Source organism: Kaistella solincola (genome assembly GCF_000812875.1).
In the GTDB taxonomy this organism is placed as follows: domain Bacteria; phylum Bacteroidota; class Bacteroidia; order Flavobacteriales; family Weeksellaceae; genus Kaistella; species Kaistella solincola.
Genome location: NZ_JSYK01000002.1, coordinates 623,424 through 641,005, shown reverse-complemented (window position 1 = coordinate 641,005; position 17,582 = coordinate 623,424). Strand labels below are relative to the sequence as shown.

Here is a 17,582-nt window from a genome sequence, read left to right as displayed (position 1 = left end):
AACGTTGCGTTTTTAAATGTTAAATTTTTTCAGTACTAATCTGGGTTATTCTGGATTGATTTGGATTGATAAAAAAATGTTAAACTATCATAGCACCCAATTGACAATTTCAAAGCAACTTTCATCCACTTTAATATTTAACTAAAACATTAGAAATTTATTAAACTTTAACGCATATATATAAAGCTTCATTTGTAAATCCATTAAATTTAAAAGACAAATTAAATTAACCGACAAACATTTTACCCCCATGCTTTATCCATCTGTTCATCCGTAAATGCTTCGGTCACTTTCATATATTTATCCAAAACCGCATCTTTTTTAATATTTGCAATTTTTTTAATTGCTTTGGGTTCCATACCCAAAAGGAGCGAATTGGTAATGAAAGTTTTTCTTGCCGTATGACTTGTAATAAATTTATGTTTTGGTTGGGTGAGAGATTTTTTCTGATTTCCCACAAACCAGTGGATTGTGAATGACTTGTTTATTTCTGCTAGTTCGCAGCAATCTTTGATGTATTCATTAAACTTTTGCGATGAGATTACTGGCAATGGTTCGTAGATCGTGTCTTTATATTTATTCAAAATCTCTTTTGCGTATTTGTTTAGTTTAATAGCATGATTTTGTGTTTTAGTTTTTTGGATAGAAATCACAATATGATCATCAGAGATATTAGCAAGATGTAATTTCGAAAGATCTGAAAAACGCAATCCTGTAAAACAACCCATGCAGTAAAAATCACGAACCTGAGATAGTTTATCGCTCTTCATATCTTTGTTATAAAGTTTCATCAATTCTTCGAAAGACAAATAAATGATATCGATATCGTGATCCGAAGCTTTAAACTTCTCAAAATCTCGTGTGGCATTGTAACCCTTATCAGTTGCCCAGTTCAAAAAAGACTTAAGAACCTTAATTATTTTACAAAAATAATTCTGTTTGATTTCCTTTGTTTGATAGGAATAGTCTCGCAATAACTCAAAAAAACCTTCATCAATAATTTCAAATGTTATTTTAAATCCTTTCTCTTTAGCGAAGATTTCAATGTAATTTCTAACAGTGACTTGCCCTTTGATGGTATTGTAGGTTTTAATTGGTTTCCCCTTGTCAATGTAATCATCAAAACATTTGAAGAAATCTAGTTCCGGAGTTATGGTAATTTCACCATTTGAATCAAATTTATCAATAAAAGACTCTTTAGTTAAGTCAATTTTGCTTGCTCTAAAAAACAGGGAAATATCTTGAATCTTGGATTCTATTTTCTGCAATCCTTCATTTATTTCATCATAGCCATAATAGTCTTCTTTTTTAGAATTTGCTTTCACTCGGTTATTTTGCCAATCGGCAGGCTTACAACTGAAACCAGTATTTCTCTTGATGACTGCGCTATCTATTCTAAACAATAGTCTTATAGGCATTAAACCATCTTGTGTTACTTTGTCTTTCCTTAAATGAAAATTATATTTTACCATAGTATTAAAATAACTTAAATGAATAAAAGGGGGCACAAAAGGGGGACTATTTTTGAATTTAATTTAGGTAAAATCAATAATTACTGTTAGTCTAAAAACCTTTGTTTGTCAAATGTATTGAATATAAATGGATTAAAAGGGATGAAATATTATGGAGAATTTATAATACCTCCGTCCGAGGTACTTTAAACGCTGTTAATCAAAATGATTAACAGCGTTTTTTTTGCTTATACCAGAATTTTCCCTTTCAGAAAAATCCCAAAAAAACAGCCGTTTAACGTCGAAAAAATATACTTCATTTGGGCTGGTACTTTTTTTGTTAGTTACTTCCAAATTTAAAAATCATGTCAATTCACAATCTTAAAACTTTATCTGAAGTTTATAATTCGCTTAACAAAAGAGGCATTACCAAAGAAATCTGCATGAATGAAGAAAATCAGATGATCTTGGGCAAAAAGGAAAAAATTTATCAACCGGAAGATTTGGTAATCGTGAAATCTTACCGTTTTGAAGGTGAAAGTAATCCCGATGATAACGCGGTGTTGTATTTAATTGAAGACCGCGACGGAGAACTCGCCACACTACTCGATTCTTACGGTGCAACCAGCAATTACAGCGGTGAAGAATTCGATAATTTTCTGCGGAAAGTTCCTATTCACGAAAAAGCAGAATACGATATTCAATAAAAAATAAAATCCGGAAAATTTAATCTCCGGACTTTTTCTTGAATATTTTTTCAAAAAATCCGCGCTTTTTAGACGCTTTTTTTTCTTCAGGTTTAATGGTGATATTTTCCACTTTTTCCTTCACCTCGCTTTTGGTTTGCTGCAGGTCTTTTTTATTCTGTTCCAGCGCCGTTTTGGTATTATCTACTGTGTTTTTAATGGATTTTTCGGTTTTCGGAGCATTTTTTCCAAGCAAAGTTTTCTTTAATCCCTGTTCAATTCCGCGCCAGAAAAGATTGAAAAAAGACTTGGTTTTATCGCGTAACACCTCTTCAACTTCCACAGATTCGGGATAATTACCCGAATTTGTTTTCACAAAAATATTTGCGACAGCCGATAATAACTTATCTTTCTCACCGCTTTCTTTCAGCACGCCGATTTTCAGATTTTGGTGCAACATTTTTAAACTTCCATAAATCCCGCGCTGTGTGCCTTTAAAATTAAAAATCAAATCCGAAATCAGTCCCGTAGCCTGAATTTTCAGGTAAGGTTCGATAAACGGATTGATTCTGGAAGCCGGTAAATCCGCAATATTTCCCGAAATAGAAAATGCCTCGTTGAGGTTTGCCGTATCAAAAGTCCATTTTACATTCATCGGCGAAGCATTCATAAAGCGGCAGGAAATATTTATCGGAACAAAAGTCGGTTTGCCTTTCATTTTTGCCGAATTCAGGTTTTTCACGTTCATGTTGAAATTTCCAAACGTCAATTTTCCCGGCCCGTCGCTTTTCTTGGTGTCCTCTTCATATTCCAGCACCGAATTTTTCACGTCAAGATTCTGGATGTACATCGGAAATTTAATGCTGCGCAATAATTTGGAATACAGCGGTTTTTCGCTCAAATCATCTTTCGGTAATTTGCTGCGGAAAATATTTGCATTCATTTGGTTTAAAGTCACCTGCGACGCATTCAGAAACTTTTTTTCGGAAAGGAAATCCCAGTCACCGTTCATGGAAATCTGACTGACTTTCACATCATACAAATCTTTTTCTGTCGGAATCCTTCGGATGAATTGCGCGCGTGTGAGGCGTGGTTTTGCTGCAAAATTCGAAACCTGCAAAACATCTTTGTTCAGTTTCAGCAGCGACGCTGTAATGTTATAAAACTCCGTGGTGTACTGAAAATTCCGGGTTGTAAGGGCATATTTTCCGGTTTTGAATGGAAAAGGATTTTTCACCGTTTCGGCATCCATTTGAATATTTTGAACATAACCATTCAAACTTTTTAAAACAACCGGCGATTTTTCATTTTCAATGGAAATATTGCTGTTTCGAATTTCGAAGTTTTCCACCGTAAGCGGAAACTGTAAACCGGAAAAATTTGCCTTTTTAGCACCGTTTTTTTTAGCTGCTGAAATATTACCTTGAACGGAATTAAGCAAAACCTTCTGAACATCAACTTTCAGCTTATTTTCTACCAGCTTCAATTCATTAATTTTAAGCTGAATTTGCTTAATATTTAAAGCCAGTTTGGTTTTATTTTCAGCAGAAATTACCGGCTTTAAGGCGATATTTTTTAAATCTGCATTTTTCGGGTTAAAACTAAAGTTTCCGATATTGATATTTTCGGTGTCTGAAACAAAGTTTAGGTGCTGTCCCGCAATATCAAAATTTGCATATTCAAAAGGCAGCGATTCTGCAGAAGTTTCGCGGTTCATCAGAAATTTATTGATGTTCAGCGTCACATTTCCGGCAGAAAATTTCTGGTTCCCATCGGGTTTCAAAACAGAAACCTTTGAATTTTTAAAAAGCACATCTTCAAGATTAATTACCAAATCGAAATCCTTTTTTTTCTTATTTGGTTTTGCCGAAGTTGTTCGGATGTTCAGTTCTGGATTTTCAAAATGCGCGTTTGTGAGAGAAATTTTATTTTCGTTTACCTCAATATCGCTGAAATTCATTTCTGCGGTTTTAAAATCGTAAAGATTTTTATCCTTCGGATGATATTTGGTAAAATTTCGAAATGACAGCAGCGGAATCAGTGCGAAGTTTTTCACACTCATTTTTCCGGCTTCGGTGGTGATGTGTTTTGCGGTTATCGCATACACATTATCTGGTCGGAAAAATAAGTTTTGTCCCTGAATATCGTATTTATCAAAAACCACCGGAAGTTTTCGCTCCACACTTTCTTCGGTCATCTGAATATTTTCAACATTCAGATCGAGATTTTTTACCGAAAAATATTTTTGTTGAGTGTGTTTAAAAATCGAAATATTTCCCCCTTTTATGGTCAAATTTTCGAAAACAACCGGATTTCTTTTTTTTCCGGTTTTTTCGTCAACGGGTTTTGCGAGCGTGATTTTCAGATTTGGACGGACTAAAACCAATTGCGAGGAATTGATGACTTTATTAAAAACAGCGTCGTAAATCCCGAGCCGGCTTATCAAAAGCGAATCTATATGGCCTTGAAGTCCGATGACATTCGGGTTGGAGTTTTTTTTATTTTCAATGGAAATTGCTGAAGCAGAAATATCTCCGGTCACCAAATCGACTTTCAGATCATTATAAGCGACCTTGTAATTGGAGTTTTTTTTGATATATCCGGCAAGGTTATTTTGGAGCCAAAAATTGGTTCCAAAATTAAAAGCCAAAAAAATAAGCACTGTAACCGCCAAAAAAATGGAAAGATACCGGATGTAATTTTTCTTCATCCTTTGGATGAATAAAAATCTATGCCACGAATTGCGGCAAATTACTTGGAAACATCCAGCTGCACGACATAGCCCTCATGCCCTCTCACATTTATGAAATTTCCGCCGTCGAAAGATAAATATTGTCCTTTGATTCCGCGCAGAACACCTTCAAATTCCGGAACTTTATCCAGCGTGAACGACAAGATTTTTTCTGGTGCTTCGTATGGATAATCCAGCCGCTCCATTTCGTGCTCCATGGTATAGAAATTTTGAAAATTTTCGGGGAAATAACCCTTTATTTTTTCCCGGAAATCTGCGAGGTCCAAATCGTCTTCAAAATCGTCTTCGAGCATTTTTTTCCAGTTGGTTTTGTCGGCAAGATGTTCTTTCAGCGCAACTTCTATCATTCCGGCTTCGTAGCGGTTGTCGGTTTTCGCGATCGGCAGCGCAAAAGTTGCACCCTGATCAATCCAGCGCGTTGGCAGTTGTGTTTCGCGCGTGACACCCACTTTTACATCGCCGGTGTAAGCCAAATATACGATGTGCGGCGCGAGCTGAATTTTTTGCTCAACTTCCAGATCGCGTTCTTCAATGCCGAGGTGTGCGGTGGAAAGTTCCGGCCGGATGATGGTGTCACTCGCATACGGACTTTCAAAAAAACATTTTTTACAGAAACCCATGCGGTAAATTTTATCGTCGCGTCCGCAGTTTACACATTCGTAACCAACGAGCTTAATTTTCAGATTTTTACCGATGACCTGATTCATATTAATAAGATCATGGGAAAGATTCAGGAAATACTGAATGGGTTTTCCGTTAATCGTCGTCATTTTCAGGAGCTGTCCGGTAAATTGCATGGCTAAATATTTCAGTAAAATTAATGATTTGATTTTAATTAAATTTGTGTGATTAAAAGCACAACATGAATTATCTAGTTACTGGCGGAAGCGGATTTATCGGCTCGCACCTTGTGGAACATTTGCTGAAGAGCGGACATTCTGTCATTAACATAGACAATTTTGATGATTTTTATGACTACAGGGTAAAAATCAAAAATACGCTCGAATCGGTGCGAAAAACTTCCGAATTCAGTTTTCATGAAAAAGAACTTGATATTCAGAAACTTATATTTGAAACTTCCACCAAACATTACCAGCTTTATTACCAGGATATCCGCGATTTCGCCGGGCTTGAAAAAATATTTGAAAAGCATAAAATCGACATGGTTATCCATCTCGCGGCGCTTGCAGGTGTGCGACCGTCCATCGAAAAACCGTTGGATTACGAGGAAGTAAATATTAGAGGCACCATGCATTTGTGGGAACTGACGAAAAAATTTGATATCCAAAAGTTTATATCTGCTTCAAGTTCCAGCGTTTACGGCAATAATGAGCATGTTCCTTTTCATGAAGATGACCGTGTTGATGAACCAATTTCTCCGTACGCGGCCACTAAAAAATGCACCGAGATTTTAGGTCATGTTTACCATCATCTTTACGGTATAAACATGATTCACCTTCGGTTTTTTACCGTTTACGGACCGCGGCAAAGACCTGATCTTGCAATACATAAATTCACGAAAAACATCAGTAATAACGCCGAAATTCCGTTTTATGGAGATGGTTCCACAGCACGGGATTATACCTACATCGATGATATCATTGAAGGTATTCAAAAAGCAGTCACCCATTTGGAAACACGCACGTCGGTTTATGAAATTATTAACCTCGGCGAAAATCAGGTGGTGACATTAAATGAAATGGTGGAAACCATAGAAAATGAGCTGCAGACAAAAGCACGGAAAAACCCTTTGCCAATGCAGCCTGGTGATGTGCAAAAAACACACGCCGACATCCATAAAGCCAAGGCTTTGCTCGGTTATCAACCGGTGACCCATTTCCCAAATGGCATAAAAAAGTTTGTGGAATGGTTTTTGAGAAAAGGTTCCTGAAATTGAATGAAAATAATAACCAAAGTTTGTTGAAAATCAGCGACAAAAACCTTTTTTATGTCGCCTATTTTTATACTTTTGCAAAAAATAAAATGATATGTATTGGACATTAGAATTGGCTTCTTATCTGAGCGACGCACCCTGGCCGATGACAAAGGCAGAACTTATTGATTATGCAATACGAACAGGCGCACCAATGGAGGTGGTAGAAAACCTTCAGGCAATAGAAGATGAAGGGGAAATTTATGAATCCATCGAAGAGGTTTGGAGCGATTATCCAACCGACGATGACTTCCTCTGGAATGAAGATGAATATTAAAAAACACAGTCGGTGGTCATCTTTGGCTATCGGCTTTTATATTTTAGAAAAATTCTAAAAATTTTAAAATTTTAAATAGCGGCGTGTTTTTCCACATAAGCTTAAAGTAAATAGTATGGGTTTTATAGACAAAGTTCTTAAAGGTTTTCTTGGTGATAAAAATATAACTGATCTTAAAGACGTAAAAAAAGTTGTAAGCAGAATAAAAGCAGCAGAATCAAACATCGCCGAATTGTCGGATGATGGCTTACGACAGAAAACTGCTGAATTTAAAGAAAAACTGAAAACGGCAACCGCGGAAATTTCAGCACAGATTGAACAGACCAAAGAACAGATAAAAAACTCATCAAATATTGATGAGAAAGAAGCCCTTTTTGCTAAAATAGAAGCGCTGAAAAAAGATTCTTATCAGATCGAAGAAAAAGTACTTTCGGATATTTTACCTGAAGCTTTTGCGCTCATTAAAGAAACTTCACGCAGACTGGCACAAAACGGAGAAATCCGCGTACAAGCCACAGAAATGGACCGCCAGCTTGCTGCCACGAGAGATTTTGTGGAATTAGACGGCGATACTGCAGTTTGGAAAAATCATTGGGATGCTGCCGGAACACCGATCCAGTGGGATATGGTGCATTATGACGTGCAATTTATCGGTGGTGTAGTTTTGCATAACGGTAAAATCGCGGAGATGGCGACAGGTGAAGGTAAAACTTTGGTTGGAACCTTACCAATTTACCTAAACGCGCTTCCGGGTCGTGGTGTACACGTAGTAACCGTAAACGACTACCTGGCAAAACGTGACTCCGCATGGATGGGGCCGCTTTACCAATTCCACGGGCTTTCTATCGACTGTATCGACCTTCATCAGCCGAATTCTGATGCGCGAAGAAAAGCTTACCAATCTAGCATTACTTACGGAACCAACAATGAATTTGGTTTCGATTATTTAAGAGATAATATGGTGACTTCACCTTCTGAATTGGTTCAGGGTGAGTTGAATTATGCCATTGTCGATGAGGTTGATTCAGTTTTGGTTGATGACGCCAGAACACCATTAATTATTTCCGGGCCAGTCCCACAAGGTGACCGTCAGGAATTTGATACTTTAAAACCTTCCGTTGACCGAATTGTGGAAATTCAGAAAAAAACGGTGAGCGCCATTTTTAATGAAGCTAAAAAACTCATTAACAACGGAAATACAAAAGAAGGTGGTTTTAAACTTTTGCAAGCATACAGAGGTTTACCAAAAAACCGTCAGCTTATAAAATTCCTTTCTGAAAGTGGTCACAAATCGCTTCTTCAAAAAGTCGAAGGACAATATATGGCGGACAACAACCGCGATATGCCGATTGTTGATAAAGATTTATATTTCGTTATCGACGAAAAAAACAACCAGATTGACCTTACCGATAAAGGTGTAGAATATATGTCTGCGGGAAATGAAGATAAGGATTTCTTCGTTTTGCAGGACATCGGAACTGAAATTGCAGAAGTTGAAGCTAAAAATTTAACCAAAGAAGAAGAGTTTGAAGCTAAAGAAAAATTATTCAGTGATTTTGCGGTAAAATCTGAGCGCGTTCACACTTTGAACCAATTGCTTAAAGCTTACACCCTATTTGAAAAAGATGATGAATACGTGGTTATCGACGGCGAGGTAAAAATCGTGGACGAGCAAACCGGCCGTATTATGGAAGGAAGACGTTATTCCGACGGACTTCACCAGGCGATCGAAGCGAAAGAAAATGTAAAGATCGAAGCTGCAACCCAAACTTTTGCAACAATTACGCTTCAGAACTATTTCCGTATGTACAACAAACTTGCGGGGATGACGGGTACAGCAGAAACTGAAGCAGGCGAACTTTGGGAAATCTATAAACTGGATGTAGTGGTTATCCCAACCAATAAACCAATTATCAGAGATGACAGACAGGATTTGGTTTACAAAACCAACCGAGAAAAATATAACGCAGTAATTGAAGAAATTGAAAGATTAACCGCAGATGGCCGACCGGTTTTGGTGGGTACCACTTCAGTAGAAATCTCTCAGTTGCTATCCAGAGCGCTTCAGCTCAGAAAAATTCAGCATAATGTCTTGAACGCGAAACTTCACGCTCGTGAAGCGGAAATCGTAGCAATGGCAGGTGGACCTGGTGTTGTAACCATCGCAACCAACATGGCAGGTCGTGGTACCGATATTAAACTACAGGGAGAAGTAAAGAAAAACGGCGGTTTAGCAATCATTGGTACAGAAAGACACGATTCCCGACGTGTGGACAGACAGCTGCGCGGTCGTGCCGGTCGTCAGGGAGATCCGGGTAGTTCTCAGTTCTATGTTTCCCTTGAAGACAATTTGATGCGTCTTTTCGGTTCTGAAAGAATTGCGAAAATGATGGACAAAATGGGTCATAAAGAAGGCGAAGTTATTCAGCACGGTATGATCTCAAAATCCATCGAAAGAGCACAGAAAAAAGTTGAGGAAAATAACTTTGGTGTCCGTAAAAAACTTTTGGAATATGACGACGTGATGAACAAACAGCGCGACGTTATCTACAAAAGAAGAAAAAATGCACTCTTCGGTGACCACCTGAAATACGATATTTCCAACATGATTTTCGATGTTGCGCAATCTTTAGTTTCGCGCGGAAAACTGGAAGGCGATTTCAAAGAGCTTGAATATGAAATCATTAAATTTTTCACCATGGAAACTCCATTTAGTGAAAACGATTTCAAAACAAAACAGGTTCCGGAACTTACCGATATTTTATACAAAGCTGCATCCGACGATTACCAGATGAAGCTGAATCTTTTGAAAGAAAAATCTTATCCGATCATCGAAAACGTTTACCAAAACCAGGGCTCAATGTTTAAAATGATTCAGGTTCCGTTTACCGACGGCATTAAAACCATGACAATTGTAACGGATTTAAAAGAAGCTTACGAATCGAAATGTGAATCCTTAATAAACGATTTCGAAAAAAATATTTCTTTAGCGATTATCGATGAAAACTGGAAACTTCACCTCAGAGAAATGGACGACCTTCGTCGTTCCTCACAAGGCGCGGTTTACGAGCAGAAAGATCCGCTCGTAATCTACAAACAGGAATCTTTTTACCTTTTCACTGAAATGGTGGAAAGAGTAAACAAAGAAATTATTTCTTTCCTTTACAAAGGCGAAATCCCGGCGTAATTAACACTTTCTAAATACCAAACTTCTTCAGCCTGCTGGAGAAGTTTTTTTGTGCGCACATTTTAATTTTTTGTACTTTTAATGCCATAAAAATAGATAAATGGCATTAGTAGATCTTTCGCAACAAGTTGCACTCGGTATTGATATCGGCGGTACCAATACCAAATTCGGACTTGTAAATCATCGGGGCCAGATTTTAGAAAAAGGCAGCTTAAAAACCGACGATTTCCCGCTTGTGGAAGACTTTATCGACGCTTTATACGAAAATCTTACGCCACTCATTGCCAGACATTGCGATGAAGAAAAACTTGACGGAATTGGTGTCGGCGCACCGAATGCAAATTATTATACCGGAACGATTGAGCAGGCACCAAACCTGAACTGGAAAGGTATTGTGCCGTTTGCGGATCTCATGACTAAAAAGTTCGGTGTACGCTGCAAAATGACCAACGATGCCAATGCTGCGGCACTTGGCGAAATGATGTTTGGTGCTGCGCGCGGTATGAAAGATTTCATTATGATGACTTTGGGAACCGGCGTAGGAAGCGGAATTATCACCAATGGACAGCTGCTTTACGGTCACGATGGTTTCGCGGGCGAACTTGGACATACGATCGTGAAACCTGGCGGCAGAAAGCACTGGAGTACCGGCTCTGAAGGTTCTCTGGAAGCCTACGCATCTGCGACGGGAATTGCGATTACCGCGAAGAAAATGCGCGCTGAATTCCCCAGTTCAATGCTTAACAATTATCCGGAAGAAGACATCAGTTCTAAAGTGGTGTATGAATGCGCCATTGCCGGCGACGAAACTGCAATTGAAGTCTTTCGCTATACCGGCCAGAAACTGGGCGAAGCACTGGCTAATTTTGTGATGTTTTCCTCACCCGAAGCTATTTTGCTTTTTGGCGGTGTTATCAAAGCCGGAGATTTCATTTTGAAACCTACAAAACTTCACATGGAGCGCAATCTTTTACCGATTTTCCGAAATAAAGTTTCATTGGTTTTCAGCGAGCTGAATGAAGCTGATGCCGCAATTTTAGGCGCCAGCGCTTTGGTTTGGGAAAAATAATAACTACTTTCTTAGCTGCAAAAAGACCTTTTTTTTGCTTTTTGTAAATTTGAAATATATGCCGTTTCAGCGGCATATTTTTTTGTTTTAATGTTTTCGAATAATCAATTTTTGCATTGGAAATATTAGTTTTAAAATTGAAAAAATTCGGCTTTAAAGCAGGTAATTTTTTCGATTTTAATACTTCAAAAACCAGTCAACATTCATCTCTTCAAATATTAAAATTCCGGGTTAAATTGCCAGATTTTTTGGTTTTAAAGTCTAGAAAAATTTGCCCTTAAAGCACGGTATTTTTTGGTTTTATATTTTTCATTAATAATTAAACATTATTAAAAATTCCGCTTTTAAGCACAAAAAAACTGCTGAAAAATTTCAGCAGTCTTCTTATTTAAAGGAAAACCTTTTCGTTATTTTACCAATTCCATTTCACTGATCAAGTGACCTGCGTTTCCGTATTTTTCAATGGTCCAAAGCACCATTCTCACATCCACACTGATGGTTTTCTGCAATTTCGGATCGAAGATAATATCCCCGCTTAACGCTTCGCTGTTTCCATCGAAAGCCAAACCAAGCAATCTTCCTTCGCCATCAAGAACCGGTGAGCCTGAGTTTCCTCCGGTGATATCGTTGTCCGACAGGAAGTTTACCGGCATAAATCCTTTTTTGTCTTTATATTGGCCGAAATCTTTCTTTTTCACCAAGTCTAAAAAGCGCTGTGGCAAATCGAATTCTTCATCACCTTTTTTGTATTTCGCCACCATTCCGTTGATGTCGGTATAGTAGTTATTTTTCTCAGAAATACCCGCGTAGTTGCGGTCTTCTCTTTCCGGCAAAGTGCTGATAGAACCGTAAGTTAAACGCATTGTAGAATTCGCGTCCGGATAAAATGCTTGATCCGGAAGGGATTTTCTTAAACCATCTAAGAAGATTCGGTTATTTTTTGCGAAAGCTTCATCAACTTTAGCATATTTTTCAGCACCTAATTTCTGGTCGTTAACAAAACCGTTAGCCAATTTCAATAGCGGATCTGCATCAATTTTCAGTCTGTCCGGATTGTTTAGGAAATTCATCGCTGACTCTTTCGTTGCAAAAATAGAAGCGTATGCCATTGTAGAAAGGTTTTTCGCATCTGCAGCTAAAAGCGTTGGCGAAGAATCACCTTTTGTAACTCTTTGCTGGTAAAGCGCCACCATGGAGTTCAACATTTCACCTTCCAGTTTTACGTTTATTTTGTCGTAAAGTCTGTTGATTGCATCTTCAACTTTTGGTTTCATCGAAAGACGAGCCGTTGCATCCTGATCTGCGTAAGTTTTCAATAATGAACCTAACTGATAGGCAATACCGATGTATTTGGCATTTCTCTGAAGTTGTGACGCGTAATTTCTCTCCACATTTCTGTTAGAAAACTGTGCGTAATTGTTTTTCAAGTCCTGAAGAACTGTTCCGTACATTTCTTCATTAGCAGGTAAAAGTGCCCAAGCCTGGAATTTAGCTTCCAATTTTTGCTTGTCAGCAACTGTTCCGTTTTTCTCGACAGCATCGATGGTTCCCTGTCTGTTTTTCCAGTAGTTTGCCACACTTGCGTATTGTGAAGCGTAGTCTAATTTGGTCGCCTGGTCTTTGTCCATGTATTTTTTCATAACATCCATGGCAACTTTAGAAGCTTCTACCCAAGCCGGATAATCTTTGTTCACCATTTGCTCAATACCGAAAGATGGTAAAAAACGGTTGGTTCTTCCCGGGAAACCAAGAATCATGGTGAAATCACCAGGTTTGTAACCTTTCAATGAAATAGGAAGCGAATGTTTTGGTTTCATCGGCACGTTGGTAGCCGAATATTCCGCTGGATTATTGTTGGCATCAGCATAGACACGGAAGACAGAGAAATCTACGGTATGTCTTGGCCATTCCCAGTTATCGGTATCGCCACCGAATTTACCTAAAGAATTTGGCGGAGTTCCAACCAATCTTACATCTTTAAAATCCTGGTAAACGAAATAGTAAAATTCATTTCCGTTGAAAAAATCCCGAACTACAACGGTATATTTTCCGTTTTCAGAATTTTCGTTCTGGATGAGTTTGTATTCTGCATCGATGATATTTTTTCTTTCATCTGCAGACATGGTGTTGTTCAGTTTTGCGTTGATTCTTTTGGAAACATCGTCCATTCTCACCAAAAACCGTACAGATAAACCTTTAGCAGGAAGTTCTTCACTTCTTTTCATCGCCCAGAAACCATTGGTTAAATGGTCCTTTTCCGGGGTAGAAAGTGCTGCGATATTTCCGTAACCACAGTGGTGATTCGTGAAAAGCAAACCTTCCTTGGAAACCATTTCTGCGGTACACCCGCCGCCAAACTGCACAATAGCATCTTTTAAGCTGGAATTGTTCACAGAATATATTTCTTCTGCGGTAAGTTTTAATCCTTGTTTTTGAAGGTCTACACCGTTCAATCTTTTAATCATGGTCAAAAGCCACATTCCCTCATCTGCTTTCAGTTGCAGAAAGCTCAGCATAAAAGTGAGCAGTAAAAAAATTCTTTTCATTTAATATTATTTAATGTGCTAATTTAAGAAATAACTTTTACTTCAAAGCATCAAAAAAACCGGAAAACTTCAGTTTCCGGTTTGTATTTTTTCCGCGTTGAAACGGCAAATTTTTCCGTTTTTCTAAGATCGTAACATTTCGGTGTGCGGAATATCGTCTTCAAGATAAGAGTTTCCGGTGGATTGAAAACCAAATTCTTCATAAAAATTTAGCAGATAATCCTGCGCTGAAATCTGAATCTTAGCTGTTCCGAATTTCGTTTCAATAATATCTACAGCGATTTTCATTAAACCTTTACCAAAATTTTGCCCACGAAATTTCTGATTGGTCAGCACGCGCCCGATCGAGGCGAAATCGTATTTAATTCCGGGTGCGAAAACCCGGCAATATGCTGCAATTTCACCGTTTTTTTCTGCCCAAAGGTGAAGTGCTTTTTCATCATAACCATCGGTTTCCGGATACGGACAATTCTGTTCCACCACAAAAACATTAATTCTAACCTGTAAAATTTTATACAGTTCGGTCGCGGAAAGTTCGTCGAAAGATTTTATGCGCCAAACAGCTGCGTTCAGTTCCATACAATTTTAAGCTGCTAATTATCGAATTTAACATGATTTTCGTGAAGAAACTGATTGGTTTGGGAAATGAAAGCCAGAATTTCGTCGCCGCCGGTCTTTTTCTCGGCCGAGGTTACATAAATTTCCGGCAGATCTTCCCAGGTTTTCAGCAGTTCCTGTCTGTATTTTTCCACGTTCGCAAGAACCACGTTCGGTTTCAATTTATCAGCTTTTGTAAAAACCAAAGAAAACGGAATTCCACTTTCGCCGCAATATTCAATAAATTCAATATCAATTTTTTGTGGCGTGTGTCGGGAATCGATGAGCACGAAAAGGTTCACCAGATTTTTGCGGTTCAAAATATAATTAATGATGAGATTTTCGAAATCTTTCCGCAAAGTTTTAGAAACTCTGGCGTAACCATAGCCCGGCAAATCGGTCAAATACCATTTTTCATTGATGATAAAATGATTGATAAGCTGCGTTTTTCCCGGCGTTCCGGAGGTCTTTGCCAAATCTTTATGGTTCATCAGCGCGTTGATCAGTGAAGATTTTCCAACGTTCGAGCGGCCGATAAATGCATATTCCGGTAAAGTCGGTTCGGGACATTCCTGCCATTTGCCGCTACTTTTTACGAATTCTGCTGTCTTGATAACCATGTTCTGAAATTTAATTAACTGAAATAAAAAATGGAAGCAGAACTTCCATCAAACTATATTTTCTTGCGCTCCAGCCACTCGTACAATATTTCATTGAACTCGTCTGGCTTTTCCATCATTGCAGCGTGCCCGCATTCTTCAATCCAGTGGAGTTCAGAATTTGGCAGAAATTTATTCATATCTATTGCAACATCCGGCGGCGTTACATTATCCTGCCGTCCCCAGATCAGGCAAACCGGTGTGGTGATTTTTGGTAAATCATTCAGCATGTTGTGCTTAATAGCACTTCGTGCAAGCATCACGGTTTTAATACCTTTCATACGGTCATTCACCACCGCAAAAACCTCATCCACCAATTCATCGGTTGCGACAATTGGGTCGTAGAAAACTTCTTCGGTTTTTTTTCTGATGTAGTTTTTATCGCTTTTCCGCGGGAAACTGTCTCCGAAAGCGCGTTCGTAAAGGCCGGAGCTTCCGGTAAGCACAAGGTGCGTCACCAAATCCGGGCGTGCTAAGGTCAGGATCAGCCCAATATGTCCACCCATAGAATTTCCGACAATTACCGCCGGCTTCCCTACTTTTTCTTCAATAAACTTGGAAACGTATTTCGCTATTGTGGTTAAGTTGGTATTAAGCACCGGCAAATCGTACACCGGAAGCACGGGAACAAAAACCTTGTAACCACGCTCTGAAAAGAACATTACTGTCTTTTCGAAATTGCTTAAACCGCCCATTAATCCGTGCAGCAGAATAATAGGTTCACCTTCACCAGCTTCAATAAAAGCGAATTTTTTTTCTTTTTTTGTTTTAAATATCATAGAGTGTACGCATTGAGCGTGTGCAAAAATACAAATTAAACACCAAATTATAATTTACCTTTTTATAATAATAAAATTAAGATTTTTTTTATCAAAAATATGCCGCTAAAACGGGTAATTTTTATGGTTTGAATAACTCCTTTTTAATCAGCGTTTTAACACGAAAATGGAAACTTATTAACATTAAGTCAAAAAGTGGGTAAAAGTGGGAGCTTTTAGAAATTTTTATATAAATTTGTCCCAAATGAAGAATTTCATCGGAACATATGAATGTAGAATAGACGACAAAGGTCGCCTAAAACTCCCTGCCGCGCTGGTAAAGCAAATGGGAGATTTCGATGATGGTTGCTTTGTCATCAAACGTGCTGTGTTTCAGCCATGTCTGGAGGTTTATCCAATGACAGTTTGGGATCGGCTGATGAAAAAACTTACCGGTCTCAACCGGTTTATAAAGAAAAATGCCGACTTCATCCGCCAGTTTACCGCAGGTGTAAAAGTGGTAGAACTGGACAATGCAGGGCGCCTCCAAATTTCTAAAGATTTAACACAGTTCGCTCATCTGAAAAAAGAAATCGTAATTACGAGTGCTGGCGAGCTTTTAGAAATTTGGGACAAAGAAGCCTACGAAAATGTTATCGCAACCTCCGAGGAAAATTTCGCAAAACTTGCCGAAGAAGTGATGGGAAACCTGAGCTTTGATGATGAAGCGCTGTAATTTCTAAGGAAATCAAGAGAATTTAACCTGAATATAATGTATCACAATCCTGTTTTGCTAAAAAAAAGTGTCGATGATTTGGTAACAAATCCCGATGGTATCTACGTGGATTGTACTTTCGGCGGCGGTGGTCATTCCCGCGAAATTCTCAGCAGGCTTTCGGAAAAAGGGAAACTCTACAGTTTCGACCAGGATTTGGACGCGCTGAAAAACACCATCGAAGATGAACGTTTTACGCTGATCAACCAAAATTTCCGGTTTCTGGAAAATGCGCTATTTATCTACGGAGTTACGCAGGTGGACGGTGTTTTGGCAGATTTGGGTGTTTCTTCTCATCAGTTTGATGAAGCCGACCGTGGATTTTCCACCCGTAGCGATGCGCCGCTGGATATGCGGATGAATGTAATGCAGCTTTTAGACGCCAAGAAAATCATTAATGAATATGAAGAAGACGATATCGCGAATATCCTTTTTCAGTATGGTGAAATCCGCGAATCGCGGAAATTAGCGCGCGAAATTGTTCAAGCGAGAAAAAATAAACCCATTGAAACGACGGAAGAGCTGAAAAAAGTGTTCAGTTATATTCCGCAATTCAAACAAAATAAAGTGTACGCGCAGATTTTTCAGGCAATCCGGATTGAAGTCAATCAGGAATTGGAGGCTTTAAAAGAAATGCTTTTGCAGGCACACCGCATTTTGAAACCGGGCGGCCGTTTGGTGGTGATTTCTTATCATTCATTAGAAGACCGATTGGTAAAAAGATTTTTGAAAAACGGAATGTTCGAAGGAGAACCTGAACGCGATATTTATGGAAATTTTGCGAAAACCTTTGAATTGCTTCAAACTAAAGCGACCATTCCGAGCAGTGAAGAAATTGATGAAAACTCGCGCGCCAGAAGCGCGAAACTAAGAACAGGTATAAAACTGTAAA

14 protein-coding genes are annotated in these 17,582 nt (G+C 38.6%); 7 read left to right on the top strand and 7 right to left on the bottom strand.

The features are described 5' to 3' along the window. Positions 1–242 precede the first annotated feature (242 nt). Positions 243–1,472: a site-specific integrase gene (locus tag OA84_RS03975; protein ID WP_039342538.1), complete on the bottom strand. Its 1,230-nt coding sequence runs from the start codon at positions 1,470–1,472 to the stop codon at positions 243–245. Positions 1,473–1,816: 344 nt separating this feature from the next. Here OA84_RS03975 and OA84_RS03970 point away from each other — a divergent pair, with 344 nt between their 5' ends. Further along, positions 1,817–2,158 carry a hypothetical protein gene (locus tag OA84_RS03970; protein ID WP_039342536.1) on the top strand — a complete coding sequence of 114 codons (342 nt, stop codon included), beginning with the start codon at positions 1,817–1,819 and terminating at the stop codon, positions 2,156–2,158. A 19-nt stretch (positions 2,159–2,177) separates the two neighbouring features. Here the strand turns inward: OA84_RS03970 and OA84_RS03965 are convergent, their stop codons facing one another. Next, a complete protein-coding gene (locus OA84_RS03965; protein WP_039342533.1) occupies positions 2,178–4,847 on the bottom strand; it encodes a hypothetical protein in 2,670 nt (889 codons plus the stop codon). A gap of 41 nt (positions 4,848–4,888) precedes the next feature. Continuing rightward, on the bottom strand, positions 4,889–5,686 hold the full coding sequence (locus OA84_RS03960) for a DUF2797 domain-containing protein (RefSeq protein WP_039342531.1): 798 nt from the start codon (positions 5,684–5,686) through the stop codon (positions 4,889–4,891). 65 nt (positions 5,687–5,751) lie between these two features. On the opposite strand from OA84_RS03960, the gene OA84_RS03955 reads away from it, so the two are divergent. From OA84_RS03955 to OA84_RS03940, 4 genes are all read left to right on the top strand, one after another. Continuing rightward, entirely contained in the window at positions 5,752–6,780 is a 1,029-nt protein-coding gene (locus tag OA84_RS03955) for a GDP-mannose 4,6-dehydratase (RefSeq protein ID WP_039342529.1), read from the top strand. Between the two features lie 97 nt (positions 6,781–6,877). Continuing rightward, positions 6,878–7,099 (top strand): DUF2795 domain-containing protein, encoded by a 222-nt coding sequence (locus tag OA84_RS03950; RefSeq protein ID WP_015807225.1) that lies wholly within the window; start codon positions 6,878–6,880, stop codon positions 7,097–7,099. A 115-nt stretch (positions 7,100–7,214) separates the two neighbouring features. Further along, positions 7,215–10,286: a preprotein translocase subunit SecA gene (gene secA, locus OA84_RS03945; protein WP_039342521.1), complete on the top strand. Its 3,072-nt coding sequence runs from the start codon at positions 7,215–7,217 to the stop codon at positions 10,284–10,286. A gap of 100 nt (positions 10,287–10,386) precedes the next feature. Beyond that, positions 10,387–11,355, top strand: coding sequence for an ROK family protein (locus OA84_RS03940; protein WP_039342519.1), 969 nt, complete (start codon positions 10,387–10,389; stop codon positions 11,353–11,355). A gap of 407 nt (positions 11,356–11,762) precedes the next feature. On the opposite strand, the gene OA84_RS03935 is transcribed toward OA84_RS03940, so the two are convergent. From OA84_RS03935 to OA84_RS03920, 4 genes are all read right to left on the bottom strand, one after another. After that, positions 11,763–13,901 carry a S46 family peptidase gene (locus tag OA84_RS03935; protein WP_039342516.1) on the bottom strand — a complete coding sequence of 713 codons (2,139 nt, stop codon included), beginning with the start codon at positions 13,899–13,901 and terminating at the stop codon, positions 11,763–11,765. Positions 13,902–14,024: 123 nt separating this feature from the next. Beyond that, entirely contained in the window at positions 14,025–14,480 is a 456-nt protein-coding gene (locus OA84_RS03930) for a GNAT family N-acetyltransferase (protein WP_394332711.1), read from the bottom strand. A gap of 14 nt (positions 14,481–14,494) precedes the next feature. After that, positions 14,495–15,118 (bottom strand): ribosome biogenesis GTP-binding protein YihA/YsxC, encoded by a 624-nt coding sequence (gene yihA, locus OA84_RS03925; protein WP_039342514.1) that lies wholly within the window; start codon positions 15,116–15,118, stop codon positions 14,495–14,497. Positions 15,119–15,171: 53 nt separating this feature from the next. Beyond that, on the bottom strand, positions 15,172–15,936 hold the full coding sequence (locus OA84_RS03920; RefSeq protein WP_039342512.1) for an alpha/beta fold hydrolase: 765 nt from the start codon (positions 15,934–15,936) through the stop codon (positions 15,172–15,174). A 244-nt stretch (positions 15,937–16,180) separates the two neighbouring features. On the opposite strand from OA84_RS03920, the gene mraZ reads away from it, so the two are divergent. Next, positions 16,181–16,651 (top strand): division/cell wall cluster transcriptional repressor MraZ, encoded by a 471-nt coding sequence (mraZ, locus tag OA84_RS03915; RefSeq protein ID WP_039342509.1) that lies wholly within the window; start codon positions 16,181–16,183, stop codon positions 16,649–16,651. Positions 16,652–16,687: 36 nt separating this feature from the next. Continuing rightward, positions 16,688–17,581: a 16S rRNA (cytosine(1402)-N(4))-methyltransferase RsmH gene (rsmH, locus tag OA84_RS03910; RefSeq protein ID WP_039342506.1), complete on the top strand. Its 894-nt coding sequence runs from the start codon at positions 16,688–16,690 to the stop codon at positions 17,579–17,581. Position 17,582 lies beyond the last annotated feature (1 nt).

What these genes read in the sequence shown, in the direction of transcription:
- OA84_RS03965 (WP_039342533.1), bottom strand. Translation starts at nt 4,847, where the DNA reads ATGAAGAAAAATTACATCCGGTATCTTTCCATTTTTTTGGCGGTTACA.
- OA84_RS03930 (WP_394332711.1), bottom strand. Translation starts at nt 14,480, where the DNA reads ATGGAACTGAACGCAGCTGTTTGGCGCATAAAATCTTTCGACGAACTT.
- mraZ (WP_039342509.1), top strand. Translation starts at nt 16,181, where the DNA reads ATGAAGAATTTCATCGGAACATATGAATGTAGAATAGACGACAAAGGT.
- OA84_RS03935 (WP_039342516.1), bottom strand. Translation starts at nt 13,901, where the DNA reads ATGAAAAGAATTTTTTTACTGCTCACTTTTATGCTGAGCTTTCTGCAA.
- OA84_RS03970 (WP_039342536.1), top strand. Translation starts at nt 1,817, where the DNA reads ATGTCAATTCACAATCTTAAAACTTTATCTGAAGTTTATAATTCGCTT.
- secA (WP_039342521.1), top strand. Translation starts at nt 7,215, where the DNA reads ATGGGTTTTATAGACAAAGTTCTTAAAGGTTTTCTTGGTGATAAAAAT.
- OA84_RS03950 (WP_015807225.1), top strand. Translation starts at nt 6,878, where the DNA reads ATGTATTGGACATTAGAATTGGCTTCTTATCTGAGCGACGCACCCTGG.
- OA84_RS03960 (WP_039342531.1), bottom strand. Translation starts at nt 5,686, where the DNA reads ATGCAATTTACCGGACAGCTCCTGAAAATGACGACGATTAACGGAAAA.
- OA84_RS03955 (WP_039342529.1), top strand. Translation starts at nt 5,752, where the DNA reads ATGAATTATCTAGTTACTGGCGGAAGCGGATTTATCGGCTCGCACCTT.
- OA84_RS03975 (WP_039342538.1), bottom strand. Translation starts at nt 1,472, where the DNA reads ATGGTAAAATATAATTTTCATTTAAGGAAAGACAAAGTAACACAAGAT.
- OA84_RS03940 (WP_039342519.1), top strand. Translation starts at nt 10,387, where the DNA reads ATGGCATTAGTAGATCTTTCGCAACAAGTTGCACTCGGTATTGATATC.
- rsmH (WP_039342506.1), top strand. Translation starts at nt 16,688, where the DNA reads ATGTATCACAATCCTGTTTTGCTAAAAAAAAGTGTCGATGATTTGGTA.
- OA84_RS03920 (WP_039342512.1), bottom strand. Translation starts at nt 15,936, where the DNA reads ATGATATTTAAAACAAAAAAAGAAAAAAAATTCGCTTTTATTGAAGCT.
- yihA (WP_039342514.1), bottom strand. Translation starts at nt 15,118, where the DNA reads ATGGTTATCAAGACAGCAGAATTCGTAAAAAGTAGCGGCAAATGGCAG.